This window comes from Roseibium sp. TrichSKD4 (genome assembly GCF_000148725.1).
Taxonomy (GTDB): domain Bacteria; phylum Pseudomonadota; class Alphaproteobacteria; order Rhizobiales; family Stappiaceae; genus Roseibium.
In genome coordinates this window covers 164,749-184,236 of sequence record NZ_GL476300.1, presented here as the reverse complement: position 1 = coordinate 184,236, position 19,488 = coordinate 164,749, and the positions used below count along the sequence as shown (strand labels likewise).

The 19,488-nt window shown below is 53.4% G+C and carries 16 protein-coding genes, 1 pseudogene and 1 other annotated feature (1 of these 18 only partly in view); of the genes and pseudogenes, 12 read left to right on the top strand and 5 right to left on the bottom strand.

Going from position 1 to position 19,488, the window contains the following annotated elements:
- Positions 1-523, bottom strand: a sequence feature (16S ribosomal RNA rRNA prediction is too short) (it extends 144 nt beyond the left edge of the window).
- 11 nt (positions 524-534) lie between these two features.
- The 3 genes and pseudogenes from TRICHSKD4_RS32130 to TRICHSKD4_RS00850 form a co-directional block, all read right to left on the bottom strand.
- Positions 535-762, bottom strand: a pseudogene (locus TRICHSKD4_RS32130) (cysteine rich repeat-containing protein); the annotation flags it as partial.
- A 95-nt stretch (positions 763-857) separates the two neighbouring features.
- Positions 858-1,169: a DUF6515 family protein gene (locus tag TRICHSKD4_RS00855; protein WP_009758805.1), complete on the bottom strand. Its 312-nt coding sequence runs from the start codon at positions 1,167-1,169 to the stop codon at positions 858-860.
- A gap of 189 nt (positions 1,170-1,358) precedes the next feature.
- Positions 1,359-3,038 (bottom strand): electron transfer flavoprotein-ubiquinone oxidoreductase, encoded by a 1,680-nt coding sequence (locus TRICHSKD4_RS00850; RefSeq protein WP_009758804.1) that lies wholly within the window; start codon positions 3,036-3,038, stop codon positions 1,359-1,361.
- A 282-nt stretch (positions 3,039-3,320) separates the two neighbouring features.
- Between TRICHSKD4_RS00850 and TRICHSKD4_RS00845 the strand changes: the two genes are divergently transcribed.
- The 4 genes from TRICHSKD4_RS00845 to TRICHSKD4_RS00825 all read left to right on the top strand — a co-directional run bounded on the left by TRICHSKD4_RS00845 (position 3,321) and on the right by TRICHSKD4_RS00825 (position 7,780).
- Complete coding sequence (locus TRICHSKD4_RS00845; RefSeq protein ID WP_009758803.1) at positions 3,321-4,244, top strand: uracil-DNA glycosylase family protein; 924 nt, start codon at positions 3,321-3,323, stop codon at positions 4,242-4,244.
- A 98-nt stretch (positions 4,245-4,342) separates the two neighbouring features.
- A complete protein-coding gene (locus TRICHSKD4_RS00840) occupies positions 4,343-5,200 on the top strand; it encodes a S49 family peptidase (protein WP_009758802.1) in 858 nt (285 codons plus the stop codon).
- A 24-nt stretch (positions 5,201-5,224) separates the two neighbouring features.
- Complete coding sequence (locus TRICHSKD4_RS00835) at positions 5,225-5,410, top strand: hypothetical protein (RefSeq protein WP_009758801.1); 186 nt, start codon at positions 5,225-5,227, stop codon at positions 5,408-5,410.
- A gap of 1,404 nt (positions 5,411-6,814) precedes the next feature.
- The gene (locus TRICHSKD4_RS00825) at positions 6,815-7,780 is read left to right on the top strand and encodes a glycine--tRNA ligase subunit alpha (protein WP_040615821.1); all 966 of its coding nucleotides are present in this window, start codon (positions 6,815-6,817) and stop codon (positions 7,778-7,780) included.
- Positions 7,781-7,819: 39 nt separating this feature from the next.
- Here the strand turns inward: TRICHSKD4_RS00825 and TRICHSKD4_RS00820 are convergent, their stop codons facing one another.
- Positions 7,820-9,406 carry a bifunctional diguanylate cyclase/phosphodiesterase gene (locus tag TRICHSKD4_RS00820; RefSeq protein ID WP_168156960.1) on the bottom strand — a complete coding sequence of 529 codons (1,587 nt, stop codon included), beginning with the start codon at positions 9,404-9,406 and terminating at the stop codon, positions 7,820-7,822.
- Positions 9,407-9,643: 237 nt separating this feature from the next.
- Between TRICHSKD4_RS00820 and glyS the strand changes: the two genes are divergently transcribed.
- The 3 genes from glyS to TRICHSKD4_RS00810 all read left to right on the top strand — a co-directional run bounded on the left by glyS (position 9,644) and on the right by TRICHSKD4_RS00810 (position 12,457).
- Positions 9,644-11,737, top strand: a complete 2,094-nt coding sequence (gene glyS / locus TRICHSKD4_RS00815; protein WP_009758797.1) for a glycine--tRNA ligase subunit beta — start codon at positions 9,644-9,646, stop codon at positions 11,735-11,737.
- 139 nt (positions 11,738-11,876) lie between these two features.
- A complete protein-coding gene (locus TRICHSKD4_RS30505) occupies positions 11,877-12,053 on the top strand; it encodes a hypothetical protein (RefSeq protein WP_009758796.1) in 177 nt (58 codons plus the stop codon).
- Entirely contained in the window at positions 12,050-12,457 is a 408-nt protein-coding gene (locus tag TRICHSKD4_RS00810) for a type II toxin-antitoxin system death-on-curing family toxin (protein WP_009758795.1), read from the top strand. The genes TRICHSKD4_RS30505 and TRICHSKD4_RS00810 overlap by 4 nt, the downstream gene beginning before the upstream one ends.
- 6 nt (positions 12,458-12,463) lie before the next feature.
- On the opposite strand, the gene TRICHSKD4_RS00805 is transcribed toward TRICHSKD4_RS00810, so the two are convergent.
- Entirely contained in the window at positions 12,464-13,690 is a 1,227-nt protein-coding gene (locus TRICHSKD4_RS00805; protein WP_009758794.1) for an MFS transporter, read from the bottom strand.
- A gap of 341 nt (positions 13,691-14,031) precedes the next feature.
- Here TRICHSKD4_RS00805 and nadA point away from each other — a divergent pair, with 341 nt between their 5' ends.
- The 5 genes from nadA (at position 14,032) to TRICHSKD4_RS00780 (ending at position 19,474) form a co-directional block, all read left to right on the top strand.
- Entirely contained in the window at positions 14,032-15,114 is a 1,083-nt protein-coding gene (gene nadA, locus TRICHSKD4_RS00800; RefSeq protein WP_009758793.1) for a quinolinate synthase NadA, read from the top strand.
- A gap of 75 nt (positions 15,115-15,189) precedes the next feature.
- On the top strand, positions 15,190-16,794 hold the full coding sequence (locus TRICHSKD4_RS00795; RefSeq protein ID WP_009758792.1) for an L-aspartate oxidase: 1,605 nt from the start codon (positions 15,190-15,192) through the stop codon (positions 16,792-16,794).
- 23 nt (positions 16,795-16,817) lie between these two features.
- Entirely contained in the window at positions 16,818-17,678 is an 861-nt protein-coding gene (nadC, locus tag TRICHSKD4_RS00790) for a carboxylating nicotinate-nucleotide diphosphorylase (RefSeq protein ID WP_009758791.1), read from the top strand.
- Positions 17,679-17,840: 162 nt separating this feature from the next.
- A complete protein-coding gene (locus TRICHSKD4_RS00785; RefSeq protein ID WP_009758790.1) occupies positions 17,841-18,752 on the top strand; it encodes a diguanylate cyclase response regulator in 912 nt (303 codons plus the stop codon).
- Between the two features lie 194 nt (positions 18,753-18,946).
- Positions 18,947-19,474 (top strand): YqhA family protein, encoded by a 528-nt coding sequence (locus TRICHSKD4_RS00780; protein WP_009758789.1) that lies wholly within the window; start codon positions 18,947-18,949, stop codon positions 19,472-19,474.
- Positions 19,475-19,488 lie beyond the last annotated feature (14 nt).

The window sequence follows — 19,488 nt, the reverse complement described above, 5'->3', positions numbered from 1 at the left end:
AAGCATTTCACCGCTACACTACACATTCCAAGAACTTCACAGATATTCAAGACTACCAGTATCAAAGGCAATTTCTCAGTTAAGCTGAAACCTTTCACCCCTGACTTAATAGCCCGCCTACAGACCCTTTAAACCCAATGATTCCGAATAACGCTCGCATCCTCCGTATTACCGCGGCTGCTGGCACGGAGTTAGCCGATGCTTATTCATATGGTACCGTCATCAATGTACTCGTACACCTTATTCTTCCCATATAAAAGCAGTTTACAACCCATAAGGCATTCTTCCTGCACGCGGCATGGCTGGTTCAGTCTTCCGACCATTGACCAATATTCCTCACTGCTGCCTCCCGTAGGAGTCTGGTCCCTGTCTCAGTACCAGTGTGGGGGATCCGGCCCTGCTTTTTTCTAAGTTCTGAAGTCTGACCAACGGCTAGTTGGCCAAGCGTTCTTCGAACTTGGTGACCACGTTCTGGCACTCGCCGGACAGCTTTTCCTTGTTTGTGTTCAGGCACATGAAAAGACGACCCTCGCCCGGTTTCACGTCCTGACAATGAGTATGGATATCACCGATGCAGATGTTGATGGCTTCGTCGATCTGACTGTTCAGCCAGCTCATTTGCAACGCAAAGTCCTCGAAAGTGCCTACACACTGGTCGCTAACCTTGTCCTCGTGAGCGTAAAGACAGGCAGCCAAGCGGCCGTTTCCGGGAGTAACGTCAGCGCAAAAAGTCTGGAGGTCCTGGTTGCAATTCTCCAACATGCCTTGGGCGGAGGCAGGCGCAATTGAGAGCGTTGCGACCAACAGGCCAGCTGTAAAGAAAACCGATTTCATTGAATGGTTGTCCTTCTGAAACATCATGGATTTACAATGATATAGACATTGGTTCCGTTTCGAACGACCGGCTGGTAGTAGATTGTGCCACACCGGTGGTACGCAATTCCATTCACCACCACACGAACACAGCCGCCCGGCAGCGCATTGTAGTAGTTGTCATGACGGCGATTTACTCTTCGAGACGTTCTCCGCGCTGTGCGTCGAGCAGACCCGTTGTCTGCTTTGGCTTCTGTGATTTTCAAAGGTGTGATTGAAACTGCGTCAGGCAGCGGTAGTCCGGCAACAGCAACTGCAGATGCCAAGCCGCAGCTCAAAATCCAATTCTTCAACATTCAGGACCTCATTATGCGATGCTTAAGGAGATAGTTTGATCGCGTTTTGATGGTGGGCCTTTTCAAATACAACTCTGGTCATACTACGTTTTGCGTGTGATGAGTCCATGGCAATAAAATGACAATCGCCGCCACGAGAGTTAATTCTCGCAGCGGCGGTGTTAAGCATTAGAATTTAAAGTCGGGAAACTACATATTTGGGTAGTTTGGTCCGCCAGCGCCTTCCGGAACAGTCCAGGTGATGTTTCCGTTCGGGTCTTTGATGTCGCAGGTTTTGCAGTGAACGCAGTTTTGCGAATTGATCTGGAACCGCGGAGCATCTTCGCCTTCCTCAATCCACTCATAAACTCCTGCCGGGCAGTACCGGTTGGAAGGCCCTGCATAAATATCGTGCTCGGATGATTTTTGCAGCGCTTCGTCGGTCACCTTCAGATGGATCGGCTGATCTTCCTCGTGGTTCGTGTTCGACAGGAACACCGAAGACAGCTTGTCGAAGGAAACGACGCCATCCGGTTTCGGGTAGTCGATCTTCTTGCAGTCTTTGGCCGGTTTCAGCGATTGGGCATCGCTCTTGCCATGCTTCATGGTGCCGAAGAACGAGAAACCGAACAGTTCGTTGGTCCACATGTCGAGGCCGCCCAGCATGACGCCAGCAACTGTGCCGAACTTTGACCAGAGAGGTTTGACGTTGCGGACCTTCTTGAGGTCTTTGCCAATTTCGCTTTCCCGCCACGCACTGTCAAAGTTGGTAAGCTCTGTGTGAGCCTCGCCGCGTCCTAGCGCTGCCATAACTTCTTCTGCCGCCAGCATGCCGGACAGCATGGCATTGTGGGAGCCTTTGATGCGCGGAACGTTCACGAAACCCGCCGAACAGCCCATGATGACGCCGCCGGGGAAGGACAGCTTGGGGACAGACTGAAGCCCGCCTTCGGTAATGGCACGCGCGCCATAGGAAATGCGCTTGCCACCTTCAAAGGTGTCGCGGATCGCCGGGTGGGTCTTGAAGCGCTGGAACTCGTTGAAGGGTGACAGCCATGGGTTCTGGTAGTTCAGGTGAATCACAAATCCGACAGCCACTTGATTGTCTTCCAGATGATAAAGGAAGGAACCGCCACCGGTTTTTCCGTCGAGCGGCCAACCAAAGGAGTGTTGGACCAGACCCAGTTGGTGCTTGGCCGGGTCGATCTGCCAAAGCTCCTTGATGCCGATACCGAATTTCGGCACATCGCTATCACGGTCGAGGTCAAACTTTTCGATCAGTTGCTTGGCAAGAGACCCACGCGCACCTTCCCCGATCAGGGTATATTTCGCCCGAAGTTCCATTCCGCGGGTAAACATGGCGTTTGGTTTGCCATCCCGGCCAATGCCCATGTCGCCGGTCGCAACGCCAACAACCTTACCCTCATCGTCGTAAAGGATCTCGGCAGCGGCAAAGCCCGGGAAAACCTCAATGCCCATCGCTTCGGCTTTTTCAGCCAGCCAACGGCAGACGTTTCCAAGAGAGACGATGTAGTTGCCATGATTGTTCATGAGTTTTGGCATCAACAGGTTTGGCAACCGCATGGAGCCTGCAGGGCCAAGCAGCAGGAAATGGTCTGCCGTGACTTCGGTTTTCAGCGGTGTGTCGCTTTCCTCACGCCACTCTGGCAGCAACTTGTCGAGGCCAACAGGGTCGATCACTGCACCGGACAGGATATGGGCGCCAACTTCGGAGCCTTTCTCCAACACAACGATGCTGATTTCCTGGTCTTGCGCATCGGCCAGTTGTTTCAATCGGATCGCGGCTGAAAGACCGGCTGGTCCTGCGCCAACGATAACGACGTCAACATCCATGCTTTCGCGTTCGCCCAATGCGTCCTCGTCCGCCATCAAGTTCTCCCTCATTTCTTGCCCGGCAACGGCAGGTTTCCCCTATTGCCACAAAACAGTCCGCAGAAATACGACATTTTTTATCCAGATCCCGCGAACCATTGGCCATCTTGACATGGTTAGTGTGATAACCCTTGCCGCCTTCTTGCGCAAGAATTACGTTTACGTAAAAGGAATGTGATAACGAGGCTGCTTCACAGGCTCATCCACAAGCGCTCTTCAGCGCAATGTCAGGCTTGTTTCAGTGCCGGGCTTCGCTAGACTGACGGCGGAGGCAAGGCTTTGGAAAATAACACACTGTCTAAGCGCGAGGTTGAAGCGCTGATCGACTTCTATTTGGCATCTGGCGTCGACGGGTTTTTGGAAGAAGAACCCGTTGACCGCTTTGCTGCGCCCGCAAAGCCACCCGTTTCTCTGGCCGATTTTCAGTCGCCAGCAACGCAAACACCGAACAGCCCTCCAAACCAACGTGGGCAGCAGCCGGTTTCATCTGCCGGACCGGCAGCTCAGCAACAGGGGCGACCTCCGCAGACGCCTCCTGCGTCGGCATCCCCCATACCCGCCGCACCGCAGGGCGGGGCTGTTATCCCGGATCAGGCCGCAATCAATTCTGCAAGAGAGCGGGCCCTGACCGCGCAAAGCCTCGACGAGCTGCGCGAACTTTTGGGAACATTTGAAGGCTGCAATCTGAGGCTCACCGCAAAGAACCTGGTTTTCGCGGATGGCAATCCGGTCGCCAAGGTGATGTTTGTCGGCGAGGCGCCCGGACGCGATGAGGATATTCTGGGCAAACCTTTTGTCGGCAGGTCGGGTCAATTGCTGGACCGGATGCTGACAGCCATCGGGCTTGATCGCTCCAGCGCTTACATTGCCAATGTTGTGCCATGGAGACCACCGGGCAACCGGACGCCCACGCCGCAAGAAACCGAACTCTGCAAACCGTTTATTCAGCGGCAGATTACTTTGGCCAACCCGGATGTACTGGTTTTTCTGGGCGCAGCGTCGGCCAAGTCCCTGCTTGACGTTAAAGATGGCATTCGCCGCCTGCGGGGGCAGTGGAAAGAGTACGACTCTGGCAGTCGAAAAATCCCATGTGTTGCCACCTATCACCCGGCCTATCTGCTCCGCAGCCCGTTGGAAAAACGCCTGTCATGGCGGGACTTTCTTGCCATTCGCGCCAAACTTGACGACATGAACGGGTCCTGACCCTTGATTTTTGCAGGCCCCAAAATCAAGCCCGCTTTTAATTCGATTTTGCATGCCTATATCAGCAGGCAATTGTTCAATAAGGAAATGAAACGCCCGTGCTAGACAAATTCCGCAAACTCTTGCCCGCCAAATTCCGCAATGAAGGTCAGACTGTACCGGTCGTACGTCTGCAAGGGGCAATCGGAATGGCAACACCGCTGCGTCCGGGGCTGTCTCTGGCAGGCGTTGCCCAGCAGCTGGAAAAAGCCTTTTCAATGAAAAAGGCCCCGGCGGTCGCGCTGGTCATCAACTCTCCGGGTGGCTCACCAGTTCAATCGCGGCTGATTTACAAGCGTATTCGTGATCTGGCCGAAAAGCACGAAAAAGAAGTTCTGGTCTTTGTGGAAGATGTGGCTGCCAGCGGCGGTTACATGATCGCAGTAGCCGGAGACGAGATTATTGCCGACCCTTCTTCCATTGTGGGGTCAATCGGGGTCGTGTCTGCCGGTTTTGGAATGAAGGGCCTGATTGAAAAGCTGGGCGTCGAGCGCCGTGTTTATACCGCTGGTGAAAACAAGGTCACGTTGGACCCGTTTCAGGATGAAAAGCCGGAAGACATTGAGCACCTGAAGTCATTGCAATTGGAAATCCATGAAACCTTTATCGACATGGTGAAGGCGCGCCGGTCGGATGTTCTGTCCGACAATCCGGATCTGTTTACCGGCAAGTTCTGGGCCGGAAAAACCGCCCGCGACCTTGGGCTTGTGGACGCGCTTGGCGATGTTCGCAGCACACTGAAGTCGCGTTTCGGCGAAAAGACCGAGTTGAAACTGATCTCCGCACCCAAAGGCCTGTTTGGCCGCAGAACCGGCGGTAATGGCGTTTCGGCTCTGTTCGGCATGGATAAGTCGATGACCGATGATCTGGTGTCCAGTGTGGAAGAGCGCGCCCTATGGATGCGCTTTGGATTGTAACAAAAGGGATTTCGGGAGGGCAGAATGACAGAACTATTTGGCGTGGCGGCACTGGCAGTCGGAGGATATTGGGTTGTCCGGCGGCTGAAGCGCAAAATGGCTGAAGTCGAAGCCAAACTCTCCCGCGCTGCCGCCGATGCTCACCCGTCTGGACGCGGCGAAAAACTGGTGCTTGATCCAGCCAGCGGTCGCTATCGGCCGCAGGCATAAAGGCTCCAATTGGGGCGTTCATCGCGCGACGGGTCTGAGCCGTTTTAGACAACTGCCACGGAAATAAGTGGATGCGAAGGTCGTTTCTGCCACATCGGAAGCTGAGGCAATCAAGCCGGACGAGCGCCCGCAATTTGGCCTGACAACGCTCGGGGGATTATGCAGTTTGGCTGTGAGTCTCATTATTCAAGGGCGCATGGCTAGCATACCAATATCATATCTAGTCGAAATGAGTACCGAAGCAATTCCTGCGTGGGTAGTGGTATGTATAGAGGCTAAAAGCGAATGAAAATACATGTATAAACTGGGGAAGTATCAAGAATTTTTCTTGGTTTTAGGGGTTATTTTGTTTGGGGTTGTGTTTTTCTCGATGGGAGAGGGGCCTGTTTCATCTCGGATGACTGTTCTTGCCATTGTTTATGCCTTCGGCAGGTTGCTATACAGAGTTATACGAGGGGTGTAATAGGGTTTGGACTCAATCCTGACTAGAGCACGATGGGAGTTGCGATGGCGACAGCTGAAAGTAAATTACTGGCGAGTTTGTTGTAGCGGGCGGCGGAGCACACCTACAAATTAAGACGCGGCCAAATCGGAAAGCTTTTCCGCAAGATGGGCCTGACAACACTCGGAGGGAATTATGCGGTTTGAGTGTAAAGCTGATGGTACGCTGAAAATGGCAGAAGCAGGTACTTGCTACAAGAGTAATCTGCAGCGCTTGTCTATGGTTGGGAAATTGAAGATGTTTCATTTTGAGTTATGAGTGAATAGAAATGCTTGGTGCTCCATTATATAGACTTAGAATTGATCCATTATTTTTCCGTATTTCATTTCCATTTATGTTGTTCATACTAGTTGGGGGATGGTATGAATTTTTATATTATAGATTTAATTTGATGTATGGGTTTTCGGTAGTTATTTTTACATCTATTATACCGCTTCATTACATTGCTATGAGTATTGGTGTTAAAATAAATTACTCAAGTGGTGATAAGTATTTATACATATAGTAAAAATGAACTGATATTTCAATCGGAAGTTTCTTCATTCTTCTCAATGGAAGAATTATATCATGATTCTTATAATATAATTCAAATACAGAAAGAATGTATACCAAATTTCTATAAGAAAAATCTACTTCGCTTATCAGGTAATACGCTGTCGGTGCATTCTTGGGTTTTTAGGAGGGTAGCTTAGGGGTAGGCCAAAATACAGCCAAACCACCATAGCAAAGCGCACGAGGCTCCTTTCGAGTTTGTCGTAGCAAAAACGCGCTCGCGGTTTGAGCAGCAGGAACCGGTTGCAAATCGATCCTAAGCTTGACCTTGCCGCACCTCCGTGGCACCTGTCCCGACATGGTGGGCTTCACGGCCCAAGTTTAATCTCATTCGATGGACCTCGTGATTCATGTCGAGCGACGCTCTTCCTTCTCATATGCGCCCTGAAAACTCCTTTCAGGGGCTGATCTTGACCTTGCAACGCTTTTGGGCAGATCAGGGTTGTGTGGTGCTTCAGCCTTATGACATGGAAGTTGGGGCCGGCACGTTTCACCCGGCAACAACGCTGCGCTCGCTTGGTCCCCGGCCGTGGAAAGCAGCTTACGTGCAGCCGTCTCGCCGCCCGACTGACGGGCGCTACGGCGAAAATCCGAACCGCTTGCAGCATTATTACCAGTTTCAGGCCATCTTGAAGCCATCTCCGCCAAACCTTCAGGAGCTGTATTTGAACAGCCTCAAGGCGATTGGCCTTGATACTGAGCTTCACGATGTTCGCTTCGTTGAAGATGACTGGGAAAGCCCGACCCTTGGCGCGTGGGGCCTTGGATGGGAGTGCTGGTGCGACGGCATGGAAGTCTCTCAGTTCACCTATTTTCAGCAGGTTGCCGGCTTTGAATGTTCGCCAGTCTCCGGAGAGCTGACCTACGGCCTTGAGCGCCTTGCGATGTATATTCAGGGCGTCGATGACGTTTATGAGCTGAATTACAACGGCATGGAAGGGGATGACAAAGTCACCTATGGCGACGTCTTCCTTCAGGCCGAACAGGAATATTCCCGCCACAACTTTGAACATGCGGACACGGACATGCTGTTCCGTCACTTCAAGGATGCGGAAGGTGAGTGCCGGTCCCTTCTGGAAGCGGGCGCAAAGCAGCGCGAAGAAAAGGGTGCCAAGGTGCATCAGGTGGTGCTGCCTGCCTATGACCAATGCATCAAGGCCAGCCATGTCTTCAACCTGCTGGATGCGCGCGGCGTGATCTCTGTCACAGAGCGTCAAAGCTATATCTTGCGGGTACGCGAACTTGCCAAAGCGTGTGGCGCAGCCTTCCTTGAGACCGAAGCCGGTGGTGTGGGCTACGAGAACCAGAGCGCCTGACTGCCCGGCGCTCCTTGCGTGTTGGTCTCCTAATCCAGATTATCCGGCATTCTGCTGGGTCTCGGTTAGCTCGCTCTTGTCAGCGAGTTGAATAGGGTCTGTGTGCTGTTTGATCAGGGTTTCAACGGCTTCTGCAGATGTTGCAGCTCCAAACAGGAAGCCTTGCCCGAGCGGGTAGCCGAGGGCGTTGAGCTTTTCCAGAACATCTTGCTGCTCAATCCCTTCAGCGACCGTGTGGAAACCCAAGCCCTTTGCCAGCACCAAAACAGCATCGACGATCGCTCTGCATTCCGGGTTCTCGGACATTTTCATCGTAAAGGACTTGTCGATCTTCACCGTGTGGATCGGAAAATCGCGAATGTAACTGAGGCTTGAGTGCCCCGTGCCGAAGTCATCCAACGCGATACGAATTTTGGCATCTGCCAACTGACTGAGAGTTTGTCCTGCGAAGATCGGGTTCTTGATCAGGGCGGATTCGGTGATTTCAAGGACAAGGCGTTCCGGTGAGAAACCTGTTTCTCCGAGGATTTTCACAATCTTCAAGGGCAGGGTGGAATCTGCCAGAAGGTTTGCCGAGATGTTGACCGAAAGGCTGAGGTGTTCGGGCCAGGTTGCCGCAATTGTCGTTGCTTCCCTCAACACCGAGTATGTCAGGTCGGTAATCAGCCCGCAGTCTTCGGCCAAGGGAATGAACTGTGCAGGCGCCACTTGGCCAAAATCCGCATCGTGCCAGCGCGCAAGGGCTTCAAAGCCAACAATGCGCACGTTTTTCAAGTTCAAAATAGGCTGATAGTGCACCTGAATATCATTGCTGCGCAGGGCAGCGCGAAGCCGCTGCTCCAATAATGTGCGATGCAGGATCGAGGCGTCCATATTCACCTCAAAAAACCGGTACGCCGAGCGCCCGGATGATTTCGCTCGGTAAAGTGCAATATCTCCACGCCTCAGGAGTTCCGTTGCGGAGTATCCATCATCGGGGAAGATGGCGATGCCTATGCCGCAGCCGACGGAGACACTTTTTCCATCAATGTCGAAAGGTGTTTGGAACAGGGTCAAAAGTCGACGCGCAAAGCTGGCAATTTCATCCTTGTGTTCATATTCAGCCGTGACAATGGCAAACTCGTCTCCACCCAGACGAGCTACGAAGCCGTCTTCTTCCAGCATGCCGGTCAGGCGTTCTGCCAACGCCACCAGAACTGAATCACCAAATGCATGTCCATAGACGTCATTGATCGGCTTGAACCCATCAATATCCAGCATCATGACTGCGCGATAGTTGCCCTCTACTGTGGTTCTGGCGAGCTGCTGAAAGGCCTCGTGGAGCTTTCGTCGGTTCGGCAATCCGGTCAAGGCGTCGTGCTTGGCAAGTTCCAGCGCCGCCGATTGCGCCTTTTTCCGCTTTTTCACTTCACGTCGAAGTTTCGGAATGGACCAGCACCCATACGCGGTCAAAACAATAAATGCAGAAAGTAAACTGCCAACGAGGAATTCTCCCTGATAATGTGTGAGGAGTTTTTCTTCCAGCAACAGATCCATAGGGTGGAATTGAGCGGTGAAATAACCACCGACAAGTGACACGATAATAATTATTGACCATGTAAAAGCGATCGAGTGAACGAATTTCATTGTAATTATTCTGTTTCTTGGATGGGTTTTTCTGAAGAGTGTCATCTATCTATTTATCAAAAGTGAATGTAATTATTGACGTTACGGTAGTTTATTCTCGGCGCTGTCTCGCGCTTCGCTTTCAAAGGTAACAGATGTGGCGCAGGGGGTGACTTTTCCTGCCTGAATTGCTAACGGACAGATCAACATGTGAATGGGGCAAGTCTGCCCTGTCTTGCCAAAAGGTTTTAGCTTTCCATGCCTGATCTCCTGCTTGAGTTTTTCAGCGAGGAAATCCCGGCCCGCATGCAGCGACGTGCAGCCGAGGACTTGAAGTCTCTCGTCACCAATGCGCTGGTGGATGCCGGCTTGCCTTACGAAGGGGCAAAGGCCTATTTCACGCCGCGCCGTTTGGCGTTGCATGTCGCAGGTGTTCCAGCAGGTTCAGCCGCAACACGCGAAGAGCGGAAAGGTCCTCGTGTCGGTGCGCCGGAAAAGGCTGTCGAAGGCTTTCTGCGCGGTGCTGGTTTAAGCTCCATTGATGAGGTAAGCGTTCAGACCGACCCTAAAAAGGGTGACTTCTATGTTGCCGTGATCGAAAAGCCGGGCCGGGACGCTAAAGACATTATTGCCGGGTTCATGCCCGGCATCGTGCGCAATTTCCCATGGCCGAAATCCATGAAATGGGGCTCCGGCTCCATGCGTTGGGTGCGCCCGCTTCATTCCATCATCGCAACCTTTGGTCCGGAAACCGAAGAGCCGGAGATCATTGAGTTTGAGGTTGATGGCATAACATCTGGCAACACCACGCGCGGCCACCGTTTCCTCGGCGATGAGGTTCTGACGGTGCGCCGAATGGACGATTACGCGGCTCAGTTGGAAAAGCACAAGGTGGTGCTGGATGCGGACCGGCGGAAAGACATCATCCTGAACGACGCCAAGGATCGGGCACTGGCTCTGGGACTTGAACTTGTTGAGGATCTGGGCCTGTTGGAAGAAGTTGCAGGGCTGGTGGAATGGCCGGTCGTCCTGACTGGAAGTTTTGACGAAAAGTTCTTGGAAATTCCTGACGAATGCACGCGCCTGACCATTCGGGTCAATCAAAAGTGCTTCGTTATGAAGGACCCGAAAACCGGCAAGCTTGCAAAGAAGTTTATTCTCGTTTCCAACATCACGTCGCCCGATGATGGCAAGTTGATTGTGGCGGGCAATGAAAAGGTCATTCGCGCGCGTTTGTCCGATGCCTGGTTCTTCTGGGAAACGGATCTGAAAACCCAACTGGCAGACAACTTGCCGAAGCTCGACAGTATCGTGTTCCATGAAAAGCTTGGAACGCAGGGCGAGCGCGTTAAGCGTCTTGAAGCCTTGGCTTCAGAACTTGCCCCGATCGTCGGTGCCGACAAGGATAAGGCCGTTCGTGCCGCACGTCTCGCAAAGGCTGACCTTGTTTCTCAGATGGTCTATGAATTCCCGGAACTGCAGGGCCTGATGGGCCGCACCTATGCGTCCAAGCAGGGTGAGGACGAAAGCGTCGCCATCGCCATTGAGGATCACTACCGCCCGCAAGGCCCAAGTGACAGTGTGCCGACCGATCCGGTTGCTGTTGCCGTTGCCCTTGCCGACAAGCTTGATCTTCTGGCCGGCTTCTGGGCGATTGACGAAAAACCGACGGGTTCCAAGGATCCATTCGCCCTCCGCCGCGCCGCATTGGGCGTGATCCGCATTGTGCTGGAAAACAAACTTCGTTTGCCTTTGGCCCAGCAACTCAAGGCAAGCCTTTATAAGATCAAGCCTGACCTAAATAATGAAGCTGCTGAGGAATTGGTCACGGATCTCCTCTCTTTCTTCGCAGACCGCCTGAAGGTCCATCTGAAGGACGAGGGAGCACGGCACGACTTGATTGATGCCGTGTTTGCGCTTGGCGGGCAGGATGATCTTCTGATGGTGGTCAAACGCGTGGAAGCGCTGGGCGCATTCGTATCGTCTTACGATGGGGCCAATCTGGCAGCCGGTTATAAGCGTGCGGTCAACATTCTGCGGGCCGAGGAAAAGAAGGACGGCGCGCCGGTCGAGGGCCGCCCACATGCTGATCTTCTCCAAGAGCAGGCTGAGATTGATCTGGCAGCGGCCATCGATACAGCCCGCGCAGCTGCTGAAAATGCGGTGGCCAATGAAGACTTCGAAGAGGCCATGGCAGCCTTGTCAAAGCTTCGCGCACCTGTCGACAAGTTCTTTGAGGACATTCTTGTGAACGCTGACGATCCGGCGCTTCGCAAGAACCGCCTCCAGCTCCTCGCAGAAATCCGCGATGCAACCCATGTCGTCGCCGATTTCTCGAAGGTCGCTGGATAGGGCGTTTTCGCCTCTCGGTTTGGTTGGTCTGGCAAATTGAGTTATCATGCTGCTCAAAGCTCGGGGCTGCGTATGCTTGAACCTTTATTGCGGTCAGGTGGAGAGGAGTGCACCGAGTTGGCTCATTGGGAACTGGAAAATGGAAACAACTGCAGGAAAGCAAGCGGAAGGTACCAAGGAGGCTGAAAACTCAGTCAGTGATACACCTGCCGCCGTTTCGCCCGACAGCAAACCTTCTTTCCGTCGGGCGATTAAAGACATGGTTGTTGACAATAACAAGCGCTTTGCCGCGACGATGAAATCCCTTGGTGAATGATCCTGCCTAGTGAGCCCGTTTGGCTATCCGCCGAAGACGCGGAAGCGATCGTTGGGGCGTTGGCTGAACTCTACCCCGATCACCGTGTACAGGTGGTGCGTCCGCATAGTCTTGGTGGTGCGCTTGAAAGAGCCTGCAACCGGTATCACTACAACAGCGAGCGCAATCTGTTTCGGCTGGCGGCTGACTATGTTTACAGTCTGGGCAAGGCTCATGCGCTTGTAGATGGAAACAAGCGGCTGGCATTTATGTCTGCCCTTGTGTTCCTGGAATTGAATGGCTTCAGGCTCAATGAGCCTGAAGATCAGTTCTTTGCCGTGTTCGTAAAAGCCTTGATGGCTGATCGGATCAATGTGGAAATGTTGGCAATGGTCTTTCAATCCACCTCGGAGCGCTTGTCCTAGCCGCTATCACTCCGTAGCTTCTGCCAGCCTTGGAACCGGTTGTTCTTTGATAGGCCAGTGAACGACGGCCGCGAAGAGGCCGAGGGCGATGCCGACCCACCAGATTGCGTCATAAGATCCGGTTTCATCATAGAGCTTGCCGCCCAGCCAGACGCCGAGGAAGGAACCAACCTGGTGGGAGAAGAAGACGAAGCCGAACAGCGTCGCCATGTAACGCGGGCCGAACATCACCGCGACGAGACCAGATGTAGGCGGCACCGTTGACAGCCACAGCAGGCCCATCATGGCTGAGAAGACCAGAACCGTCAGCGGTGTGATAGGCACGAGAATGAAGATCGTGATGACAATGGCACGGGCGAGATAAATCAGCGACAGGAAGATCGGCTTGGAATATTTGCCGCCAATATAACCCGATGCCAGTGAGCCAGCGATATTGAATAGGCCGATCAAGGCGATCGCCGTCGCGCCCCATGTCGGGTCAAGCCCAAGGTCGGCAATGTAGGGTGGCAGGTGAACCGTGATGAAGGCCACATGGAAGCCGCAGACAAAAAAGCCAAAGGTCAGAAGGAGATAGCCTCGCGTGCCAAAGGCTTCAGCGATGGCAGCCGTCATGTTCTGGTTGGCAACCGCTGGTGAAGCAGAGGATGTATCCGGCTTTCCTTTCAGGGCAATGGCAAGAAACGGAATAAGCAACATCATCCCGGAAAACACGATCAACGTATCTTGCCAACCAAAATTGGCGATAAGGGATGTGCCCATAGGTGCGAACAAGAACTGCCCCATGGACCCGGACGCTGTGCCGATCCCGAAGGCAAGAGATCGTTGCTCCGGCGTGACCACACGCCCGAAAGCTGCAATCACGAGCGAAAAGGAGGAAAAGGCAATGCCCAGACCGATGAGAATGCCCGCAGATACATGCAGCGCAACCGGTGTCTCGGCATCCACCATCAGATAAAGGCCGAGCGCGTAAAGAACGGCACCAAGTGTCATGGTCTTCCAGGTTCCATATCGGTCTGCCATCATGCCGGCAAAGGGTTGTCCGGCCCCCCAAACCAGATTTTGAATGGCAATTGCCAGCGCAAAGAGTTCGCGGCTCCAGTCGCGAGCCTCTGTCATGGGCTGGAAGAAAAAGCCCATGGCAGATCGTGGTCCGAAGGAGAGCAGGGCGATCAAGCAGCCGCAAATAATCACCAGAGGCACGTTCGGTCGAGGCAGGGCCTGAGTTTTGGTCATTGAAAGTCTCTCCAACGGAATTTGACCGTAGAGTATGTGGCGAATTTCATTGCGAAAAGCGATTTTTGCTGATCAATGCATCACGGTTTGTGATCAATGTCGGAAGTCACCCCACTCGAACCTATCGGATTTTGGGCTGCCAGCTAATTTATAAACCTATGAAAACAAAAGAGCTTGCTCTCAGGATGTGTTTTTTATCAATTTCGGCTGGATTTATGCGGTCGCCACACTTATATAAACTCACGACGAGCAAAAGATATGGGCGTATAGCCCGTTTTCTTTTTCCTGTAATATGCTCAAACTGAGCAAAAGAATATCCGTTGGATTTCAGGGAGGTCACGATGACCCTGACGCAAGACGCTGCCGAACGCCGTTTTAATCCGGATGCCGAAACCGGCCTGACTGGTCGATATGCGCCTCTTGCGCGCCCGGATCTATCCTTCACGCCTGAGGTGCGCGAAGCGACTGCGCATGTCTATGAGAAGGTGAAGCATTTCATTCCTGAAATTGAATGGGCTGTTCTGGCCCCGATGGTTCATACGATCAACCGGCTGAAAAAAGAACGCAATGCTGTCATTCTGGCGCATAACTACATGACGCCGGAAATCTATCATGGTGTTGCAGATATTGTTGGCGACAGTTTGCAGCTTGCCATTGAGGCAACGCGCACCGATGCCGATGTCATCGTCCAGTGCGGCGTTCACTTTATGGCGGAAACCTCGAAGATCCTGAGCCCGGAAAAGACGGTTCTGATCCCTGACATGAAGGCAGGCTGTTCACTTGCCGAATCCATCACCGGCGCAGATGTGCGCGGGTTGCGCGAGCGCAATCCGGGCATTCCGATCATCACTTATGTGAACACATCTGCAGATGTGAAGGCTGAGTGTGACATCTGCTGCACATCATCAAACGCCCTGCAGGTTGTTGAGAGCTTCGGCGTCGACAAGGTGTTCCTGATCCCAGACAAGTATCTGGCGGCCAATGTTGGCAACAAGACCGATGTGGAAGTTCTGATCTGGGATGGTGCCTGCGAGGTCCATGAACGCTTTACAGCGGAGGAGCTGCGGGATTATCGCGAAATCGAGCCGGATGTGAAAATCATCGCGCACCCGGAATGCCCGCCGGAGGTCGTCGCGGAAGCTGATTTTGCAGGCTCGACAGCCCACATGATTGATTGGGTGAAGACGAAGCGTCCCGAGAAGGTGATGATGATCACCGAATGTTCGATGGCAGATAATGTCGCCAGCGAAACCCCGGATGTGAACTTCATTCGCCCCTGCAATCTGTGTCCGCACATGAAACGGATTACGCTGGCCAAGATCCTTGATTCTCTTCTCGAAATGAAAGAAGAAGTAATTGTTGATCCGGCTATTGCAGAAAAGGCGCGGACCGCCGTAGAACGGATGATAAATCTGAAAAGCTGATCCGGCTCCGGTCCAGAATAATTGCCCGGTTCACTCCGGGCAGCACCACTCCGACTGCACTTGCAGGACATTGCCATGGCCATTTCGGTTGCTGACTTCGCGCCCGCTCTCACGGGAAGGGACGTCGACGACGTCGTGATCCTTGGAGGAGGGCTGGCTGGCCTTTTCTGTGCCCTCAAGCTGGCGCCGCGGCCAGTGACCGTTGTCTCCAACGCTCCGATTGGCCAGGGCGCGTCCTCTGTTTGGGCGCAAGGCGGCATTGCCGCTGCGGTTTCTGAGCATGATACAGCCGAAAAGCACACAGCTGACACATTGGTGGCTGGCTGCGGTATCTGTGAACCTGCCATCGTTGAGCAAATGACCCGTGAGGCCGGAGATCGTGTTCGCGATCTTCTGGAGTTTGGCGTTCCGTTTGATCAGGACCTTGAAGGCCGCCTGCAGCTTTCCAGAGAAGCGGCGCACTCTGAAAACCGCGTTGTCCGTGTGCGCGGGGATATGGCTGGTTCGGCCATTATGGGAGCCTTGATCAAGGCTGCAAGAGAAGCTCCATCCATTCGAATTATCGAAGGATACATGGGCGAAAAGCTCATGACCGAGGGGCGCTATGTAACTGGATTGCTAACACGTGAACGTGGTGGATTGCGCCGAATGGCGCTTCCGGCGAAAGCTGTTGTTCTGGCCTCTGGTGGTATCGGGCACCTTTATGCGGTAACGACAAATCCGGGAGAGGCAAACGGGCATGGATTGGCTATGGCCGCCCGCGCTGGTGCTGTCGTTGCTGATGCAGAATTTGTCCAGTTTCACCCAACAGCCCTAAACGTTGGTCGAGATCCAGCCCCTCTTGCAACCGAAGCCTTGCGCGGAGATGGAGCGACGCTGATCAACTCCTCCGGCGAGCGCTTCATGGTCGGCGTACATCCGGATGTGGAACTTGCCCCCCGCGATATTGTGGCCCGTGCCATTCATGCGGAAGTCACGTCTGGTCGCGGTGCATTTCTGGATTGCACAAAGACAATCGGTGACAAGTTCGAGGACTTGTTCCCGACCGTATTCACCGCCTGCAAGGCAGCCGGGATTGATCCGTCAACTCAGCCTATCCCCGTAGCTCCGGCAGAGCATTACCACATGGGTGGTGTTCTGACTGACGCCAATGGTCGGACTTCGCTGGATGGTTTGTGGGCGGCTGGTGAAGTTGCCTCAACGGGTGCGCACGGTGCCAACCGGTTGGCTTCCAACTCCTTGCTGGAAGCAGTTGTCTTTGCCTCCCGCGTTGCCGAGGACATTCAAGGCTTGATGCCGACACCCCGTCCGGCGCATTGGGCGGAGATGGATGAGGCCAGGGGTTTGCCGACCCAGCGGAACAGCGAAGAGCGCGCTGCAATTGATGTGCTGCGGGCCACCATGTCAAATAATGTCGGCGTGGAACGGAATGCCGAAGGCTTGAGGCAAGCGCTGAGGGATATCACAGAAGCGGAAAAGGTCTGTGTCCGCGAATCCATCAAGAACATGATGCTGGCGGGACGCATTGTGGCTGCTTCCGCCTTGAAGCGGACCGAAAGCCGAGGCGGGCATGCCCGATCAGATTATCCGCGCGAAAACCCGGACTTGGCGTATCGCTCCTACACCACGGCTGCGGAAGTCGAGGCCATATCGCTGTCCGCTGCAGAAGAAGCAGCCTGAGATCATCTGATCGGAGAAAGAAAATGTCCGGCAATTTGCCCAGTTTACCGCGTCTGATGATCGACGAGAAAGTTAGAGATGCTCTACTGGAGGACTGGGGGCGCGCTGGCGATATCACCAGTCAGGCAACTCTGCCGGCAAATGCGAAAGCGGAAGCTTTTCTGGTTTCTCGCAAGGTCGGTGTGCTGGCCGGCATTGAGCTGGCAGAAAGTGCTTTTCGTCAAACAGATTCTGAGCTGGTGTTTGAGCCGCTTGCGTCAGATGGGGGCAAATTGGAGCGGGGCACCAAAATTGCCCGGATTTCCGGCCCCGCCCGGTCCATCTTGTCTGCGGAACGTGTTGCGCTGAACTATGCGTGCCATCTCTCCGGCATTGCGACAGCCACATCTCACTTCGCTGAGGCAATTGCGCACACGAGAGCTCATATTGTGTGTACGCGCAAAACCACTCCGGGATTGCGTGCGTTCGAGAAATACGCTGTTCGCTGCGGTGGGGGCATGAACCACCGGTTTGGCCTGGATGACGCGATCCTTATCAAAGACAACCACGTAGCAGTGGCGGGTGGTGTTGTACCTGCTGTGCGGGCGGCAAAGGCCTTTGCCGGTCATCTTGTGAAGATTGAGCTTGAGGTCGACACTCTGGACCAACTGGCGGAAGCTTTGCCGGAACGACCGGATGTGGTCATGTTGGACAATATGAACCCGGCTGAACTGGCAAAGGCTGTCGAAATGGCCGCTGGGCAAGTCTTGCTGGAAGCATCTGGTGGCATCGAATTGGATACTGTTCGAGCGGTTGCCGAGGCTGGTGTTGACTTGATTTCCACCGGCTGGATCACCCATTCTGCTCCCATTCTAGATCTCGGTCTTGATATCGAAATGCAGTGAAATCTCGTCGGTAAACGGGTGAGTTTTCAAGCGCTACGTGCCAATACGTATACCTCTGGTTTAGATACGGTTATTCAAAAAACACGCAGTGGTTGAAGCATTTGTTCATTAATTCGATTTACGTTGAGGCAGAATTAGATTTCTGAGCAGTGTGAACGGCAGATGAAGATTATTGTAGTTGAATCGAGTGCTATAGGGCGAAAAATTCTTCAGAAGGTTCTGAAGGAGCGCAACTACACTGCGAAATACTTTTCGAGCGCAGATGATGCGTTGGAGTTTTTGCAGACCGAAACTAGCCCGGTAATTCTACTCACAAGTTTCGAAACTGACGGCATGCACGGGCTCGATCTTGTCTGGCAGTCTCGGCTGTTGGCTGGAGGGTCGCGAGCGCTCTACATCATCGCCATGTCTTCAAGCAAGGAAATGTCCAAGGCGATTGAAGCGCTGGACTGCGGCGCGGACGACTTCATTCGGAAGCCGACTGTTCCCGAAGAGCTTTATGCAAAAATCCGCTCTGCTCAGAAGATGTTGTCAGCTCAGCAGGAGCTCCGCTTCTATGCGACAAGAGACCCACTGACCAAGCTTTACAACCGGCGCTGTTTTTTCGAGGAAGTGAAGAAGCTCCCTCAAGATGGTGAGGCGTGCCTGCTCATTCTTGATATTGACCACTTCAAAAGTGTCAACGATACCTACGGACACCAGGCTGGCGACATGGCGTTGGTGGAATCGGCAAAACTGCTGCTCGATCAGAACGTAGGGATTGTGAGCCGATTGGGCGGCGAGGAATTCGCCATCTATCTTCATGATACGACAGAAAGCGTCGGCAAGCGGGCCGCAGAGAGCTTCCGCGCTTGTATCGAGGCTGGATCCCTTGAATTTCAGGGGAAAACCATCCGCTTCACTGTGAGTATTGGCCTTGCCTTCAAGCCATCTGGCGTGTCTTTCAATGTTGATGAACTCTATGGCAGTGCAGACGAAGCGCTTTACGAGGCAAAGAAATCGGGCCGCAACCGTGTCTGTATTGGCCGCGAAGTAGGCACTGGACCCAAGAAGCTAGAACTCCGTTCTGCTTAATTCCCGAATAGTCTGTAACCGATTTCCACCTGCGTATTTAGCTGCTGGCGCGCGCTGTCAACCTGACGGCGTGGCTAAAAGTGGTCTATTCCTTGAACGGCGTTTGCGCCCAATCAATGCCCCATTGAATAACTTGTGATGTTTGGTTTGCGGGAAATTTGACCCGGCAGGACAAAACAGTCACGAGAGGCGACATGGCGGACGGGCACGACGGAAAAAGTGCGACTGAGGCGACGTTCGGGTTGGAGGTCGATGGGCCAGACCTTGCTGCGGGGTTCGCGCGTTTTGCTCAGATCCCGATCCTTATCGGTCTATCGATCGCGATGACCTTGTTTCTCTTCACCTTCTTCGTGGATATCTATGAGGCTATCAGGTCGTTTGAGTTCCTGGATCGCAAGAAAACGATCCTGTTGATCCTCAACCTCCTGGACATGGTGTTCATCGCCAATCTTGTCATCATGGTTGCCACAAACACCTACAACACCTTCCGACTGAAAAAGGTGCATAGCGGCGAGCAGGTGATGATCCACGGCCAGAAGGCCTATCGAAGGATGAAGCACAGGATTGTTTCGACGATCATTATCATCTCGTCGATCCATGTCTTGAGTGAACTGTTGGAGTTTTCGCAGCTCTCGGCAATTCATTTGGCCGCAATCATAGGGCTGCATCTTGTGCTGCTGCTCACCTATATCGCGACCAATGTGTTCCGCTCTGCCGAGTGAAAGCCAGAGCGGCT